This is a genomic window from Pseudomonas bijieensis (assembly GCF_013347965.1).
Classification (GTDB): Bacteria; Pseudomonadota; Gammaproteobacteria; order Pseudomonadales; family Pseudomonadaceae; genus Aquipseudomonas; species Aquipseudomonas bijieensis.
Window position 1 is genome coordinate 1,815,222 of sequence record NZ_CP048810.1, and the last position, 14,494, is coordinate 1,829,715.

Here is a 14,494-nt window from a genome sequence, read left to right on the forward strand (position 1 = left end):
CGATGCAAGAAGTCGTGATTGTCGCCGCTACCCGTACCGCCATCGGCAGTTTCCAGGGTTCGTTGGCTTCCATCCCCGCACCGGAGCTCGGTGCCGCGGTGATTCGGCGCCTGCTGGAGCAAACCGGCCTGTCCGGCGAGCAGGTCGATGAAGTGATCCTCGGCCAGGTGCTGACCGCAGGCTCGGGACAGAACCCGGCGCGCCAGGCGTCGATCCTCGCCGGCCTGCCCCACGCGGTGCCGGCGCTGACCCTGAACAAGGTCTGCGGTTCGGGCCTCAAGGCGTTGCACCTGGGCGCCCAGGCGATCCGCTGTGGCGACGCAGAGGTCATCATCGCCGGCGGCATGGAGAACATGAGCCTGGCCCCCTACGTACTGCCGGCCGCCCGCACCGGCCTGCGCATGGGCCACGCGAAGATGATCGACAGCATGATCACCGACGGTTTGTGGGATGCCTTCAACGACTACCACATGGGCATCACCGCCGAGAACCTGGTGGACAAGTACGGCATCAGCCGTGAGGAGCAGGACGCTTTCGCCGCCGCTTCCCAACAGAAGGCCGTGGCCGCCATCGAGGGCGGTCGGTTCGCCGATGAGATCACGCCGATCCTTATTCCCCAGCGCAAAGGCGATCCCGTGGCGTTCGCCACCGACGAACAACCACGCGCCGGCACCACCGCCGAATCCCTGGGCAAGCTCAAGCCTGCCTTCAAGAAGGACGGCAGCGTCACCGCCGGCAACGCTTCGTCGCTGAACGATGGCGCTGCCGCGGTGATCCTGATGAGCGCGGAAAAAGCCAAGGCCCTGGGCCTGCCCGTGCTGGCAAAGATCAGCGCCTATGCCAATGCTGGCGTCGACCCGGCGATCATGGGCATTGGCCCGGTTTCGGCCACCCGTCGCTGCCTGGACAAGGCCGGCTGGTCGCTGGAGCAACTGGACCTGGTCGAAGCCAACGAAGCCTTCGCCGCCCAGTCGCTGGCCGTGGCCCGGGAATTGAAATGGGACATGGACAAGGTCAACGTCAATGGCGGCGCCATCGCCCTGGGCCACCCTATCGGCGCATCGGGATGCCGGGTCCTGGTGTCGCTGCTGCATGAAATGATCAAGCGCGACGCCAAGAAAGGCCTCGCGACACTGTGCATCGGCGGCGGCCAAGGCGTGGCCCTGGCGCTGGAGCGGGCGTAACCGACACAGGTTCAACGGTGGTTGTGCGGACCCACGAATATCCGCACGACCGCTGGCACCACCACCGGCGCAATCTCGGTTGCGCCGGTTTTTTTTGCCCGCTGGTTTTGAGCGTGGGCTGCCGGCCTCATCGCGAGCAGGCTCGCTCCCACAGTGGATCTCCAGTGTTCACTGACCTTGCATTCACCACAAATCCCTGTGGGAGCCTAGCTTGCTCGCGATAGCGCTGGGTCAGCTTGCGGAGATGTTGAATGTGCCGCCGTCATCGCGAGCAAGCTTGGCTCCCACACTGGATCTGCGGCGGACACTGCGTCTGTGAACACCCAAGAACTCTCCTGTGGGAGCGAGCCTGCTCGCGATAGCGACAGGTCAGGCGACGATGAGCCTTCAGGTACCCGCGCCAAACCGGTCACGGCTGTTGGTCAGGTGCAACCACATGGCAGCGCGGGCGGCGTCCGGGTCCTGGCGCTTGATTGCGTTGAAGATCGCCTCGTGCTCCAGGTTGGCCAGTTGCGCCAGTTTGCTCAGGTCAGCCTGGCCGCGTTCGGCCACATTCACTCGCGTCCTGGGGATCATCGCACTGCCCAGATGCTGCATGATTTCGACAAAACAGGCGTTGTCCGTGGCTTCGGCGATAAGCAAATGGAAACGCCGGTCGGCTTCGACACAGCTGTCGTTGCTGCTGGACAAGCGCTGATAGTCATCCAGGGCCTGGCGCATCTGCTGCAACTGGCGTTCGCTGCGGCGCTGGGCCGCCAGGGCGACTGCCTGGGTTTCCAGGCCCAGGCGCAGTTCCAGGATGGCCCGCACACCCGCCGCAGTGTCGACATTGAGCCGCAGCCCAGGCTCGCCGGTCTGCGCCAGCACAAAGGTACCGATGCCGTGGCGGGTCTCCACCAGCCCCGAAGCCTGCAATTTGGAAATCGCCTCGCGCACCACCGTCCGGCTGACGCCATGGGCCTGCACGATGGCACCTTCCGATGGCAACTTCTCGCCCGGCTTCAACTGCCCCAGCAAGATGCTCTGGCTCAGCTTCGCCACCAGGTCATGGGCCAGGTTATGGGTACGCTTGCGCAGGGGCGCGTCGGTGTCTTGCGGCATCGCCGGGTTCCTCGAAAACAGGCTGACTGATCGTATCACCAGCGGGCGTGGGAAATCTCATCGTCACGCCTCCAACTTGTATGACAACACTCAAGATCGGTCCTTCTCAGCGCTGATCACCCTTTCAAAAAACTGCTTAGCCCAGGCCAGGCAGACGCTGAATAAAATCAGCCAGACTGGAAAAGCCCAGCAAATACGGCATAAAAACGCTATTCGCCCAATCCAATAATGCTGAAAAACTGCTTGTCATCCAAAAAAATCAAGTTGTATGATGTCTATCAACATCGGCACCTGCACGATGCCCGCATAAAAATAACGAGTGGGAGAAAAACCAGTGAACACATCCAGCCTCAAGGCGAATGCCGGAGCGGATCCGGTGCTGCTGTCGGCCATCGCCAAGGTCAAGCGCCACATCCTGCCGCTGTTCGTCATCATGTTTATCGTCAACTACATCGACCGCGTGAACATCGGCTTCGTGCGCGCCCACATGGAGCACGACCTGGGTATCGGTGCCGCGGCCTATGGCTTTGGTGCCGGCCTGTTCTTCATCGGCTACGCGCTGTTCGAAGTCCCGTCCAACATCCTCTTGCAGAGAATCGGCGCGCGCATCTGGCTGACCCGCATCATGCTCACCTGGGGCCTGGTGGCAGCGGGCATGGCCTTCATCCAGAACGAAACCCACTTCTACATCCTGCGTTTCCTGCTGGGCGTGGCCGAAGCCGGTTTCTTCCCCGGGGTGATCTACTACTTCACTCGCTGGTTGCCGGGTGTCGAGCGCGGCAAAGCCATCGCCATCTTCCTCAGCGGTTCGGCCATTGCCTCGCTGATCTCCGGCCCGCTGTCGGGGCTGCTCCTGCAGATCAACGGCCTGGGCATGCACGGCTGGCAGTGGATGTACTTCATCGAAGGGATGTTCTCCGTCTGCCTGTGCGTGTTCGTCTGGTTCTGGCTGGATTCCAAGCCCCATGACGCCAAATGGCTGAGCCGTGAAGAACAAGACGTGCTGGTCAAGACCATCGATGATGAACAACGAGCGCGCGAAGCCGCCTCGCCGATCAAACTGTCCATCGGCAAGTTGCTCAAGGACCGGCAGATCATCCTGTTCTGCCTGATCTACTTCTTCATCCAGCTGACGATCTACGCCGCCACGTTCTGGCTGCCGAGCATCATCAAGAAGATGGGCGACCTGAGCGACATCCAGGTCGGGCTGTTCAACTCGATCCCGTGGTTGCTGTCGATCGTCGGCATGTACGCCTTCGCTTCGCTGTCGGCCAAATGGAAGTTTCAGCAGGCCTGGGTCGCCGCAGCCTTGTTGATCGCCGCCGCCGGCATGTTCATGTCCACCACTGGCGGGCCGATCTTCGCCTTTGTCGCCATCTGTTTCGCGGCCTTGGGCTTCAAGTCGGCGTCGTCGCTGTTCTGGCCGATTCCCCAGGCCTACCTGGACGCCCGGATCGCAGCCGGGGTGATTGCCCTGATCAACTCGGTGGGCAACCTCGGCGGGTTCGTCGCCCCGACCACCTTCGGCCTGCTGGAACAGCACACCGGTTCGATCCAGGGCGGCCTCTATGGCCTGGCAGCCACCTCGATCGTTGCCGCGATCATTGTGTTTGCCGCGCGCAATACGCCTAAACCCAAGTCGGCACCGACGCCGGCCAACCCTGCCGCCAGCCACGTTTGATTACTCGATTCGTTCAAGGATAAGTGCACATGACTCCTCCAGAAGCCAGCAAAGCCCCGATCATCACCAGCATGCAGATCGTGCCCGTGGCCGGCCATGACGGCATGCTGCTGAACCTCAGCGGCGCCCACGGCCCGTTCTTCACCCGCAACATCGTCATCCTCAAGGACAACGCCGGTCACACCGGCGTGGGCGAAGTCCCCGGTGGCGAGCGCATTCGCCAGACCCTCGAAGACGCCCGCTCGCTGGTGGTCGGTAGCCCCATCGGTACGTACCAGAAGATCCTCAACACCGTGCGCCACGCCTTCGCCGACCGCGATGCCGGCGGCCGTGGCCTGCAGACCTTCGACCTGCGCATCACCATCCACGCGGTGACCGGTCTGGAAGCGGCCTTGCTGGACCTGCTCGGCCAGCACCTGGACGTACCGGTCGCCGCCCTGCTCGGCGAAGGCCAGCAACGCGATGAGGTGAAGATGCTCGGCTACCTGTTTTACGTCGGTGATCGCCAGCAGACCGACCTGCCCTATCGCAGCGAACCGGACGCCGACAACGACTGGTTCCGTGTACGCCATGAGAAAGCCCTGGACGCCGCCGCCGTGGTGCGCCTGGCCGAAGCCGCCCACGCTCGCTACGGCTTCCAGGATTTCAAGCTCAAGGGCGGTGTGCTCAACGGCGATGAGGAAATCGAAGCGGTCACCGCACTGGCCGAGCGCTTTCCCCAGGCCCGCATCACCCTGGACCCGAACGGTGCCTGGTCACTCAAGGAAGCGGTCCGTTTGTGTCGCGACCAGCACAAAGTGCTGGCCTACGCCGAAGACCCCTGCGGTGCCGAGAACGGCTATTCCGGTCGCGAGGTCATGGCCGAGTTCCGCCGTGCCACGGGCCTGAAGACCGCCACCAACATGATTGCCACCGACTGGCGCGAGATGGGCCACGCCATCACCTTGCAGTCAGTGGACATTCCCCTGGCCGATCCGCACTTCTGGACCATGCAAGGCTCCGTGCGCGTGGCGCAGATGTGCAATGAATGGGGCCTGACCTGGGGCTCGCACTCCAACAACCATTTCGACATTTCCCTGGCGATGTTCACCCACGTGGCCGCCGCCGCACCGGGCGACATCACCGCCATCGACACCCACTGGATCTGGCAGGACGGCCAGCGGCTGACCAAGGCGCCCTTGCAGATCCAGGGCGGCTGCGTGCAGGTGCCGAAAAAACCGGGGCTGGGGATCGAGTTGGACACGGACCAGTTGGCCAAGGCCCATGAGCTGTACAAAGGCATGGGACTAGGGGCGCGGGACGATGCCGTGGCGATGCAGTACCTGATTCCAGGCTGGACGTTCAACAACAAGCGGCCGTGTCTGGTTCGCTGAAACAACTCTGCCCCCCTGTGGGAGCGAGCTTGCTCGCGATGGTGGTGGATCAGCCACATTGATGTTGACTGACACGCCGCTATCGCGAGCAAGCTCGCTCCCACACTTGGTCGATGGTGCCCATGAGCTTGAAGTCACCCATGACTCCTTGTGGGAGCGAGCCTGCTCGCGATGACGGCGGCACATCCGACATCACCTTTTCAGGCAGACCGCATCGCGAGCAGGCTCGCTCCCACAGGGGACTGCGTGGCTAGCCCTCCGGCCGCAGGATCAACACCGCCAACGGCGGCAGGTTGAGTTCCAGCGACAGCGCCTGGCCATGGCTGGGCACCTCTTCGGTGGAGGCACCGCCGCCGTTGCCGTAGTTGGAACCGGCGTAGGTGTCGGCATCACTGTTGAGCAGTTCCACCCAGCGCCCGGCGAATGGCACGCCGACCCGGTAGGCCTCGCGCGGCACCGGTGTGAAGTTGGCGACCACCAGCACCGGCCGGCCATCCTTGCTCCAGCGCAGCCAGGCGTAGACGCTGTTGAGCGCATCGTCGCCAATCAACCACTGGAAGCCTTGGGGCGCATCATCCTGGTCATGCAGCGCCGGCTCTTCGCGATAGAGTCGGTTCAGATCGCTCACCAGCCTCTGCACGCCACGGTGCTCGGGGTATTGCAGCAGGTACCAGTCCAATTGCTGGTCATGGTTCCACTCGCGCCATTGGCCGAACTCACAGCCCATGAACAACAGCTTCTTGCCCGGATGACCCCACATGAAGCTGAGATAGGCCCTCAGGTTGGCAAATTTCTGCCAGCGATCACCGGGCATCTTGTCGATCAGCGAGCGTTTGCCATGGACCACTTCGTCGTGGGAAATCGGCAGGACGAAGCGCTCGGACCAGGCATACACCAGGCCGAAACTCAGTTCGTTATGGTGATGGGCGCGGTACACCGGGTCTTGCTGGATGTAGTGCAGCGAATCGTGCATCCAGCCCATGTTCCACTTGTAGGCGAAACCCAGGCCGCCCTGCTGGGTGCTCTGGCTGACGCCCGGCCACGCAGTGGACTCTTCAGCGATGACCAGTGCGCCAGGGGTTTCCAATGCCACCACATCGTTGAGGTGGCGCAGGAAATCGATGGCTTCGAGGTTTTCGCGCCCGCCGTGGCGGTTGGGCACCCACTCCCCTGCCTTGCGCGAATAGTCGCGGTACAACATCGAGGCCACGGCATCCACCCGCAGGCCATCGATGTGGAAATGCTTGAGCCAGTGCAGCGCCGACGCCAGCATGAAACCGTGGACTTCGGTGCGGCCCAGGTTGTAGATCAGCGTGTCCCAATCCTGGTGGAAGCCTTCCAGCGGGTTGCCGTATTCGTACAGCGCGGTGCCATCGAACTGGGCCAGGCCGTGGGTGTCAGTGGGGAAATGCGCCGGCACCCAGTCGAGGATGATGCCGATATCGGCCTGGTGGCAGGCGTTGACGAACGCCGCGAAATCGTCCGGCGAGCCAAAGCGTGCCGTCGGCGCGAATTGTGACAGCGGCTGATAGCCCCAGGAGCCACCGAATGGATGCTCCATGATCGGCATCAGCTCGATGTGGGTGAACCCCAGGTCCTTGACGTACGGGATCAGGCGCTCGGCCAGTTCATGCCAGTTGTATTGCCGGGCCACCTCCCCCGCCTCGTCGATTTCGCACTGCCAGGAACCGGCGTGCAATTCGTAGATCGACAGCGGCGCACCCGGGAGCTGGCGCTCGCGACGGTGCTGCATCCACTCATCGTCCTGCCACTCGATCTTCAAGGGCGCGGCGACTTTCGACGCCGTGTCTGGCGGCATCTGCGTGGCCAGGGCCACCGGGTCGGCCTTGAGTGGCAGGATGCCGTGGGCACCGAGAATTTCATATTTGTAGCCTTCGCCCGCACCGAGCCGCGGAATGAACAACTCCCACACGCCGGATGGATAGCGGATGCGCATCGGATGCCGACGCCCGTCCCAGACGTTGAAATCCCCGACCACCGAAACGCGCCGGGCGTTCGGCGCCCAGACCGCGAAGCGCACGCCGTCGACACCATCGACGGTGGTCAGTTGCGCACCGAGGCAGGAACTGAGGTCGCGGTGATTACCCTCGCCAAACAGGTAGAGATCCATCTCCCCCAGCAACGGACCGAAGCTGTAGGGGTCTTCGGCCACCTGTTCGCCGCCGGCCCAACGGGTGCGCAGCAAGTACGCCTGGGCATGATCGAAATGGCCGACGAACAGGCCCGGGGTTTCGGTCTGTTGCAGCTCACCGAGCTCTTCACCGCCGTCACGGGCGAGCACCTGCACGCTCAGCGCACCGGGCAAGTAAGCGCGGATGAATTGCCCGCCGGCACCGTCGCCATGGGGGCCGAGGATGGAAAACGGGTCGTGATGTTCGGCACGCACCAGCGCGTCGATGTCATGGGGGGCCGGCAGCAATGACTCCTTGGTCTGCCCCTGGGGTTCTTTGTTCGAGACACTCATGATTCTCTCCACTAAATCGGTCCGGCTACGTCGGAAAAGGGTTGCAGCCCACTTAACAACCCGACCAGACCATGCAACGGCACGGGCAGCCAGGTGGGGCGATTCTCGGCTTCATAGGCCACTTCATAGGCCGCCTTCTCCAGGCCGAACAACGCCAGCGCGGCGTCTTCGCCTTCAGCATCCTTCCACTCATGGGCAAGACTAGCTGCCGCCAGCCGATATGCCTCGACAAATGCCTGGCGAGCCTCTTTCAAATAACGATCGGCGACCCGTTGCCGCGCCGCATCGGCATCGGCCGTACTGTCGACGGTGTGCAAGTGGATCGCCATGGCCGCCGCATAATCGAAGGAGCGCAGCACGCCACTGACGTCCTTGTACGGGCTGTGCTTGCCCCGTCGTTCATGCAATGGTCGCGCCGGCTCACCTTCGAAGTCGATCAGGTAGGCATCGCCCTTGATCACCAGCACCTGCCCCAGGTGCAGGTCGCCATGGACGCGGATGCGCAAGCCGCCGACGGCCTTGCCAGCCAGCTCCTGGACATGGGCCAGGATGGTTTTCTTGTGCTCCAGCAAGCGTGCGACCATGGCCTGGTCCACAGGATTCAATTGGCCCTGGTTCTGCTTGAGCAGGCGCAAGGCATTTTCCACTTGGGCGGCCACATCCTTGCCGATGGCCTGGGTTTCCTTGGCGTTGGTGGTCAGCGGCGCGAAGTCCGGGTTGTCGGTGGCCTGGGCCAGCAACTGGTGCATTTCCCCCAGGCGCTGGCCGAGCATGCCGGCGAAGTCCTTGAGTTCGCCCAGGGCGTTGTAATGTTGCTCCTGCTCGGACACCGCGTCCGCCAGCTCATCGCGCAAGGCGCGCTCGAGGTTATTCTGGGTCCACTCCCAGGCATCGCCCTGATTGCTCAAGTAACCCTGGGCGATCATCAGCAACGAATCCTCACCCTGGGCGTCGCGGCGAACCACCGAGCCCAGCAACGGTGAGATGTTGCCGAAGCCGGCAGCGGTGAGATAGGCGCTCATTTCCAGTTCCGGGTGTACACCCGAAGCGACCTTGCGGATCAGCTTGAGTACCAGGCTGCCCCCCACCACCACCGAACTGTTGGATTGTTCGGCGGACAGGTAGCGAACCTCCGGCTCGGCCCCAAGGTTCAACGCGGTCAAGCCTTCGGTGGGTTCGAACCGCAATTCACCTTCGGTGCATGGCAGTACCGTACCGGCCTGCATGCCTTGCAGCACGGCGCGTATGAAATGCTCCAGGCTGAACGCATCGGTGATCAGACCGACCTGGCGAACCCGACGTACACGGGACAACGCCAATTGTTGCGGCAACGCCGCGCCCACCTGGTCTTCAGGCAGCAGGCCGAACGGCAGTTGATAGCGCAGGGTCTGGCCAGCGCTGGTGACGTCGATTTCGCTGAGCAACACCGGATGCTGCGGATCACCGAAGCGCACGCCATAGACAATCTCCACCTTCTCGATCGCACTGTCCTTGCCGGCGAACCAGCGCCGGTTCTGCAACCAGCTCGGCAGGATGGTTTGCTCCAAGGTGGTGCGCGATGGCGCCTCGAGCAATTCCTCCAGGCGTTTTTTCAGCACCAGGGTGGTGAAGTCCGGCAGGCTCTGGGCCGGTTCCACGTGCCAGCTCGGCATCTGGTTTTCTGCCGCCAGGGCGAACCAATAGAAGCCGTACGGCGCCAGGGTCAGCAGGAAGTTCAACTGACCGATCGGTGGGAAGGCATTACCGCCCAGCATTTCCACCGGGACCATGCCGGCGTAGGCCGACAGGTCCAGTTCGGCGGCCTGGGCGCTGCGGGACACGTTGGCCACGCACAGGATGATTTCGTGCTTGCCGTCGGGGCCGGTGTATTCGCGGGTATAGGCCAGGATCCGGCGATTGCTCGGCGAGAGCATTTTCAATGTGCCACGACCGAAGGCCTTGGACTGTTTGCGCACCGCCAGCATGCGTCGGTTCCAGTTGAGCAGCGAGTGCGGATCGCCGGCCTGGGTCTCGACGTTGACCGACTGGTAGCCATACAGCGGGTCCATGATCGGCGGCAGCACCAGGCTGGCCGGGTCGGCGCGGGAGAAACCGCCGTTGCGGTCGATGGACCACTGCATCGGCGTACGCACGCCATCGCGGTCGCCCAGATAGATGTTGTCGCCCATGCCGATTTCATCGCCGTAGTACAGCGTCGGCGTGCCGGGCATCGACAGCAGCAGGCTGTTGAGCAGCTCTACGCGTCGACGATCGCGCTCCACCAACGGCGCCAAGCGCCGGCGAATGCCCAGGTTGATACGCGCCCGGCGGTCAGCCGCATAATAGTTCCACAGGTAGTCGCGCTCCTTGTCGGTGACCATTTCCAGGGTCAGCTCATCATGGTTGCGCAGGAAAATCGCCCACTGGCAGTTGGCGGGAATCTCTGGAGTCTGGCGCAGGATGTCGGTGATCGGGAAGCGATCTTCCTGGGCCAGCGCCATGTACATGCGTGGCATCAGCGGAAAGTGGAAAGCCATGTGGCATTCGTCACCGTTCAGCCCTTGGGCGTCGACATCACCGAAGTACAACTGCGTGTCTTCCGGCCACTGGTTGGCTTCGGCCAGCAACATGCGGTCGGGGTAGTTGGCGTCGATCTCGGCGCGGATCAGCTTCAGAACGTCATGGGTCTCGGGCAGGTTTTCGTTATTGGTGCCGTCGCGCTCGATCAGGTACGGGATGGCGTCCAGGCGCAGGCCGTCGATGCCCATGTCCAGCCAGTAGCGCATCACCGACAACACCGCCTTGATCACTTGCGGGTTGTCGAAATTGAGGTCGGGCTGGTGGGAATAGAAACGGTGCCAGAAGTACTGGCCCGCCACCGGATCCCAGGTCCAGTTGGACTTCTCGGTGTCGAGGAAAATGATCCGCGTGCCGTCGTACTTGTGGTCGTCATCGGACCAGACGTAGAAGTCCCGCGCCTTCGAACCCGGCTTGGCCTTGCGCGCGCGTTGGAACCAGGGGTGTTGGTCCGAGGTGTGGTTGATGACCAGCTCGGTGATCACCCGCAGGTTGCGCTTGTGGGCTTCGGCAATGAAGCGCCGCGCATCGGCCATGGTCCCGTAGTCGGCGCTGACGCCACGGTATTCGGCAATGTCATAACCGTCGTCGCGCCGGGGCGAAGGATAGAACGGCAGCAGCCAGATGGTGTTGACGCCCAAGTCGGCAATGTAGTCGAGTTTCTCGATCAGGCCGGGAAAGTCACCGATCCCGTCGTTATTGGAGTCGAAATAGGATTTTACGTGGACCTGGTAAATCACCGCGTCCTTGTACCAGAGCGGGTCTTTGATAAAGGTGGCAGACCGGGGTTTCTTCGCCATTTGCAACTCCTGATGAATTCAATAAAGCCGCGGGATACAGGCTTGTGAGGTCTTTTTGTGGCGAGGGGATTCAGCGAAACCGTACCGCTTTGTGGGAGCAAAGCTTGCTCGCGATACAGGCGCCTCCGTTCCTCAGGAGACCGCGTCATCTTCATCGCGGGCAAGCCTTGCTCCCACAGCCTTACGCCACGCTGATCCGCCAGATCCCGAACGGCTGGTACGCCGGATCAATCCGCATGAACTGGTACTTGCCGTACCAGGTCCAGCGATGTCCGTTCATCAAATCCTCGCCCTGGGTCTGGGCGTCGTCAGGCAGGCCCATCTCCCACAGCGGCAATTCAAAACTGGCTTCCTGGGGGGTGTGCGGATCGAGGCTCACCGCCACCAGGATGAAATTGCTGCCGTCGGGCGTGCGCTTGCCGAAATAGAGAATGTTGTCGTTCCAGGCGTTGTAGATCTTCAGGCCCAAATGCGTGTGCAAGGCCGGGTTCTGCCGGCGAATGCGGTTGAGCTGGGCGATCTCGGCAACGATGTTGCCCGGGGCGGTGAAGTCCCGGGGGCGGATCTCGTACTTCTCTGAATCGAGGTACTCCTCCTTGCCCGGCACCGGTGCCGATTCGCACAGTTCGAAGCCCGAATACATGCCCCACAAACCTGAGCCCATGGTCGCCAGGGCTGCGCGGATCAGAAAACCCGGGCGCCCTGACTCATGGAGAAAGGCCGGGTTGATGTCCGGCGTATTGACGAAAAAGTTCGGCCGGTAGCATTCGCGCCAAGGCGATTCATTGAGTTCGCTGAAGTAGGTCGCCAGCTCGGCCTTGGTGTTACGCCAGGTGAAATAGGTGTAGCTCTGGGAATAACCGACCTTGCCCAGCCGCGCCATCATGGCCGGCGTGGTGAACGCTTCAGCCAGGAAGATCACTTCAGGGTATTGGGTTCGAACATCGGCGATCAGCCATTGCCAGAATGGCAGCGGCTTGGTGTGAGGGTTGTCGACGCGGAATATCTTCACGCCTTCCTTGACCCAACCCACCACGATGTCGCGCAACTCCGTCCACAGGCTGGGAATCGCATCGGCCGCGTAGAAATCAACGTTGACGATGTCCTGGTATTTCTTCGGCGGGTTTTCCGCGTATTTGATCGTGCCGTCCGGTCGCCAGCTGAACCAGCCCGGATGCTGTTTGAGCCAAGGGTGGTCCTGGGAACACTGGATCGCGAAATCCAGGGCAATCTCCAGGCCGTGATCAGCGGCCGCCGCCACCAGGCGCCGGAAGTCTTCGCGGCTACCCAATTGCGGGTGAATGGCCTCGTGCCCACCCTCCTCGCTGCCAATGGCATATGGGCTGCCCGGGTCGTCGGGACCGGCGGTGAGGGAATTGTTCGGGCCTTTGCGGAAACTGCGACCGATGGGGTGGATCGGCGGGAAGTACAACACGTCGAAGCCCATGTCCTGGATCACCGCCAGGCGCGAATGCACATCTTTGAAGGTGCCGTGGCGCTGGGGATCGTCAGTGATGGAACGGGGAAACAGCTCATACCAGCTGGCAAACTCGGACAGCTTGCGCTCCACATCCAACGGGTATTCAGGGCTGATGCTCAAGTACGGGCGATGATCGGCCAGGGACATCAGATCGGCACTGCGCGGTGCCAGAAACAGCTCCACCTGCTCGGTTGGCAGCAAACCGGAGAGCTCGTGGTGCAAGGCCGCCAGTTGCTCGCTCAACTCTCCCGTGCTGCGCTCGACGGCCATTTGCACCTGGTTGCGCCCTTCCTGCAACTCCAGGCTGATCGGCACCCCTGCCCCGAATTTCTTCTCCAGCTCATAGCGAAAGCTGGCGAACTGATCGATCCAGGCCTCGATACAGAACACATAGCGGCCCTGTTCCGGCACATTGAACTGGCCACGCCAGCCGTTGTTACCCAGGTCGCTCATGACTTCGCTGTTCCATACTTCGTCCTGCAGCGCACGCCAGCGGATGCGCACGGCCAGCTTGTCGTGGCCATCGGCGAAGACCTTGCTGGTTACCGTCACATCCTGCCCGACCACGGCCTTGGCGGCGAACTGCCCGCCGTCGATCACCGGCATGGTGTTTTCAATAGCGATACGCGGCAACAGCAAGGCTTGAGACAGCGGCAGATGCGGGTTGTAGGCCAGGTCGGTCGGGTATTCGGCAATCATCGAGCATCGCTCCTTTTACGCCCCATGGACGCGCTTGTGGCGGTAAAGGCCCAACGGGTCCCTGAAAAAAACTCACTTAAACTCCGAACCGAATCAGCGGTTAAAAGTTCAGAGGGATTTGCCCCGATGCATCGCGGGGATCAAAAGCCGATGCAAGGTGGTCAACAACAATAAGCACGACTCAAGCCATGTGCGTCACGGAGACCCGTCCCGATGAATATTCCCATCCCGGCTGAAACACCTGACCCGAACATCGACGACCCCACCTTGCCTCCACCCGGTCCTGATCCGGAACCGATTCCCGAGAAGGACCCGCCGCTGGACCCACAACCGCCGCTGGGTGACCCGCCGAGCGAGGCGCCGCCGGAGCGGGTTTGATCAACAGACTAGTGGATAACAAAAAACCTGTGGGAGCGGGCTTGCTCGCGAAGGCGGTGTGTCAGCCAAGGTTTTCATCGACTGACACACCGCTTTCGCGAGCAAGCCCGCTCCCACATTGAATGGTGTGTTCTGGCTGGGATCACGGTCACGGCTTGTTCTCCCTCTCCAGCGCCCGGACGATCACCGGCATCACACTGAAGATCACCAGCGCCAGCACCGTGCTGAGCACCGCCGTCGCCTCCCGGCCCAGCCCGGCAGCGACGCCGATGGCGGCGGTCATCCACAGGCCGGCAGCGGTGGTCAGGCCTTTTACATGACCTTCGTCGCCATCATTGTTCTTCAGGATCGTGCCCGCGCCGAGAAAACCGATGCCGGCGACAATGCCTTGGATCACCCGGCTCATGGCGTCGGCCTGGGATCCGGACATCTGCGGCACCAGCACGAACAACGCGGCCCCCAGGGCCACGAGCATGTGGGTGCGCACGCCGGCCGCCTTGCCCTTGTGTTCGCGCTCGAACCCCAGGATGCCACCCAGCAATGCGGCCATGACCAGGCGCACCGTGACCCGGGTCATCTGCTGGGCATCGGTGATGTCGGCGAATTCCGCCTGCAGGGTCATCCAGACTTCATGCCACCAGGCTTCCATGGACCGTCCTCTTTTCCATTCGATACATGATGGACCGCAAGCGAAGCCAGAGGTGCGCTCGACCGCTGATCAGGCGCGACGAACCCTGGCTACCGGGCTACGCCTAAT

General features: G+C 62.3%; 9 protein-coding genes. 4 read left to right on the forward strand and 5 right to left on the reverse strand.

Features of this window, described 5'->3' with window-relative positions; translation table 11 throughout:
• Window positions 1-2 precede the first annotated feature (2 nt).
• A complete protein-coding gene (locus GN234_RS07660; RefSeq protein ID WP_109751744.1) occupies window positions 3-1,184 on the forward strand; it encodes an acetyl-CoA C-acetyltransferase in 1,182 nt (393 codons plus the stop codon).
• A gap of 387 nt (window positions 1,185-1,571) precedes the next feature.
• Here the strand turns inward: GN234_RS07660 and GN234_RS07665 are convergent, their stop codons facing one another.
• On the reverse strand, window positions 1,572-2,285 hold the full coding sequence (locus GN234_RS07665) for a FadR/GntR family transcriptional regulator (protein ID WP_116831964.1): 714 nt from the start codon (window positions 2,283-2,285) through the stop codon (window positions 1,572-1,574).
• Between the two features lie 334 nt (window positions 2,286-2,619).
• Between GN234_RS07665 and GN234_RS07670 the strand changes: the two genes are divergently transcribed.
• Window positions 2,620-3,966 (forward strand): MFS transporter, encoded by a 1,347-nt coding sequence (locus GN234_RS07670; protein WP_109751742.1) that lies wholly within the window; start codon window positions 2,620-2,622, stop codon window positions 3,964-3,966.
• A 29-nt stretch (window positions 3,967-3,995) separates the two neighbouring features.
• Window positions 3,996-5,339 carry a glucarate dehydratase gene (gudD, locus tag GN234_RS07675; protein ID WP_109751741.1) on the forward strand — a complete coding sequence of 448 codons (1,344 nt, stop codon included), beginning with the start codon at window positions 3,996-3,998 and terminating at the stop codon, window positions 5,337-5,339.
• A gap of 250 nt (window positions 5,340-5,589) precedes the next feature.
• Here gudD and glgB read toward each other — a convergent pair whose 3' ends face one another.
• The 3 genes from glgB to GN234_RS07690 all read right to left on the reverse strand — a co-directional run bounded on the left by glgB (window position 5,590) and on the right by GN234_RS07690 (window position 13,359).
• Window positions 5,590-7,824, reverse strand: a complete 2,235-nt coding sequence (gene glgB, locus GN234_RS07680; protein ID WP_176688204.1) for a 1,4-alpha-glucan branching protein GlgB — start codon at window positions 7,822-7,824, stop codon at window positions 5,590-5,592.
• 11 nt (window positions 7,825-7,835) lie between these two features.
• Window positions 7,836-11,180 carry a maltose alpha-D-glucosyltransferase gene (gene treS, locus GN234_RS07685; protein WP_163854504.1) on the reverse strand — a complete coding sequence of 1,115 codons (3,345 nt, stop codon included), beginning with the start codon at window positions 11,178-11,180 and terminating at the stop codon, window positions 7,836-7,838.
• A 181-nt stretch (window positions 11,181-11,361) separates the two neighbouring features.
• The gene (locus GN234_RS07690; RefSeq protein WP_176688205.1) at window positions 11,362-13,359 is read right to left on the reverse strand and encodes an alpha-1,4-glucan--maltose-1-phosphate maltosyltransferase; all 1,998 of its coding nucleotides are present in this window, start codon (window positions 13,357-13,359) and stop codon (window positions 11,362-11,364) included.
• A gap of 213 nt (window positions 13,360-13,572) precedes the next feature.
• Between GN234_RS07690 and GN234_RS07695 the strand changes: the two genes are divergently transcribed.
• Entirely contained in the window at window positions 13,573-13,737 is a 165-nt protein-coding gene (locus GN234_RS07695; RefSeq protein ID WP_013692690.1) for a hypothetical protein, read from the forward strand.
• Window positions 13,738-13,885: 148 nt separating this feature from the next.
• Here the strand turns inward: GN234_RS07695 and GN234_RS07700 are convergent, their stop codons facing one another.
• The gene (locus GN234_RS07700) at window positions 13,886-14,386 is read right to left on the reverse strand and encodes an MgtC/SapB family protein (protein ID WP_109751736.1); all 501 of its coding nucleotides are present in this window, start codon (window positions 14,384-14,386) and stop codon (window positions 13,886-13,888) included.
• Window positions 14,387-14,494: the final 108 nt, after the last annotated feature.

Bases quoted from the DNA above. Each gene is read 5' to 3' on its own strand.
- GN234_RS07690 (WP_176688205.1), bottom strand. From the start codon at position 13,359: ATGATTGCCGAATACCCGACCGACCTGGCCTACAACCCGCATCTGCCG.
- GN234_RS07700 (WP_109751736.1), bottom strand. From the start codon at position 14,386: ATGGAAGCCTGGTGGCATGAAGTCTGGATGACCCTGCAGGCGGAATTC.
- treS (WP_163854504.1), bottom strand. From the start codon at position 11,180: ATGGCGAAGAAACCCCGGTCTGCCACCTTTATCAAAGACCCGCTCTGG.
- glgB (WP_176688204.1), bottom strand. From the start codon at position 7,824: ATGAGTGTCTCGAACAAAGAACCCCAGGGGCAGACCAAGGAGTCATTG.
- GN234_RS07665 (WP_116831964.1), bottom strand. From the start codon at position 2,285: ATGCCGCAAGACACCGACGCGCCCCTGCGCAAGCGTACCCATAACCTG.
- GN234_RS07695 (WP_013692690.1), top strand. From the start codon at position 13,573: ATGAATATTCCCATCCCGGCTGAAACACCTGACCCGAACATCGACGAC.
- gudD (WP_109751741.1), top strand. From the start codon at position 3,996: ATGACTCCTCCAGAAGCCAGCAAAGCCCCGATCATCACCAGCATGCAG.
- GN234_RS07660 (WP_109751744.1), top strand. From the start codon at position 3: ATGCAAGAAGTCGTGATTGTCGCCGCTACCCGTACCGCCATCGGCAGT.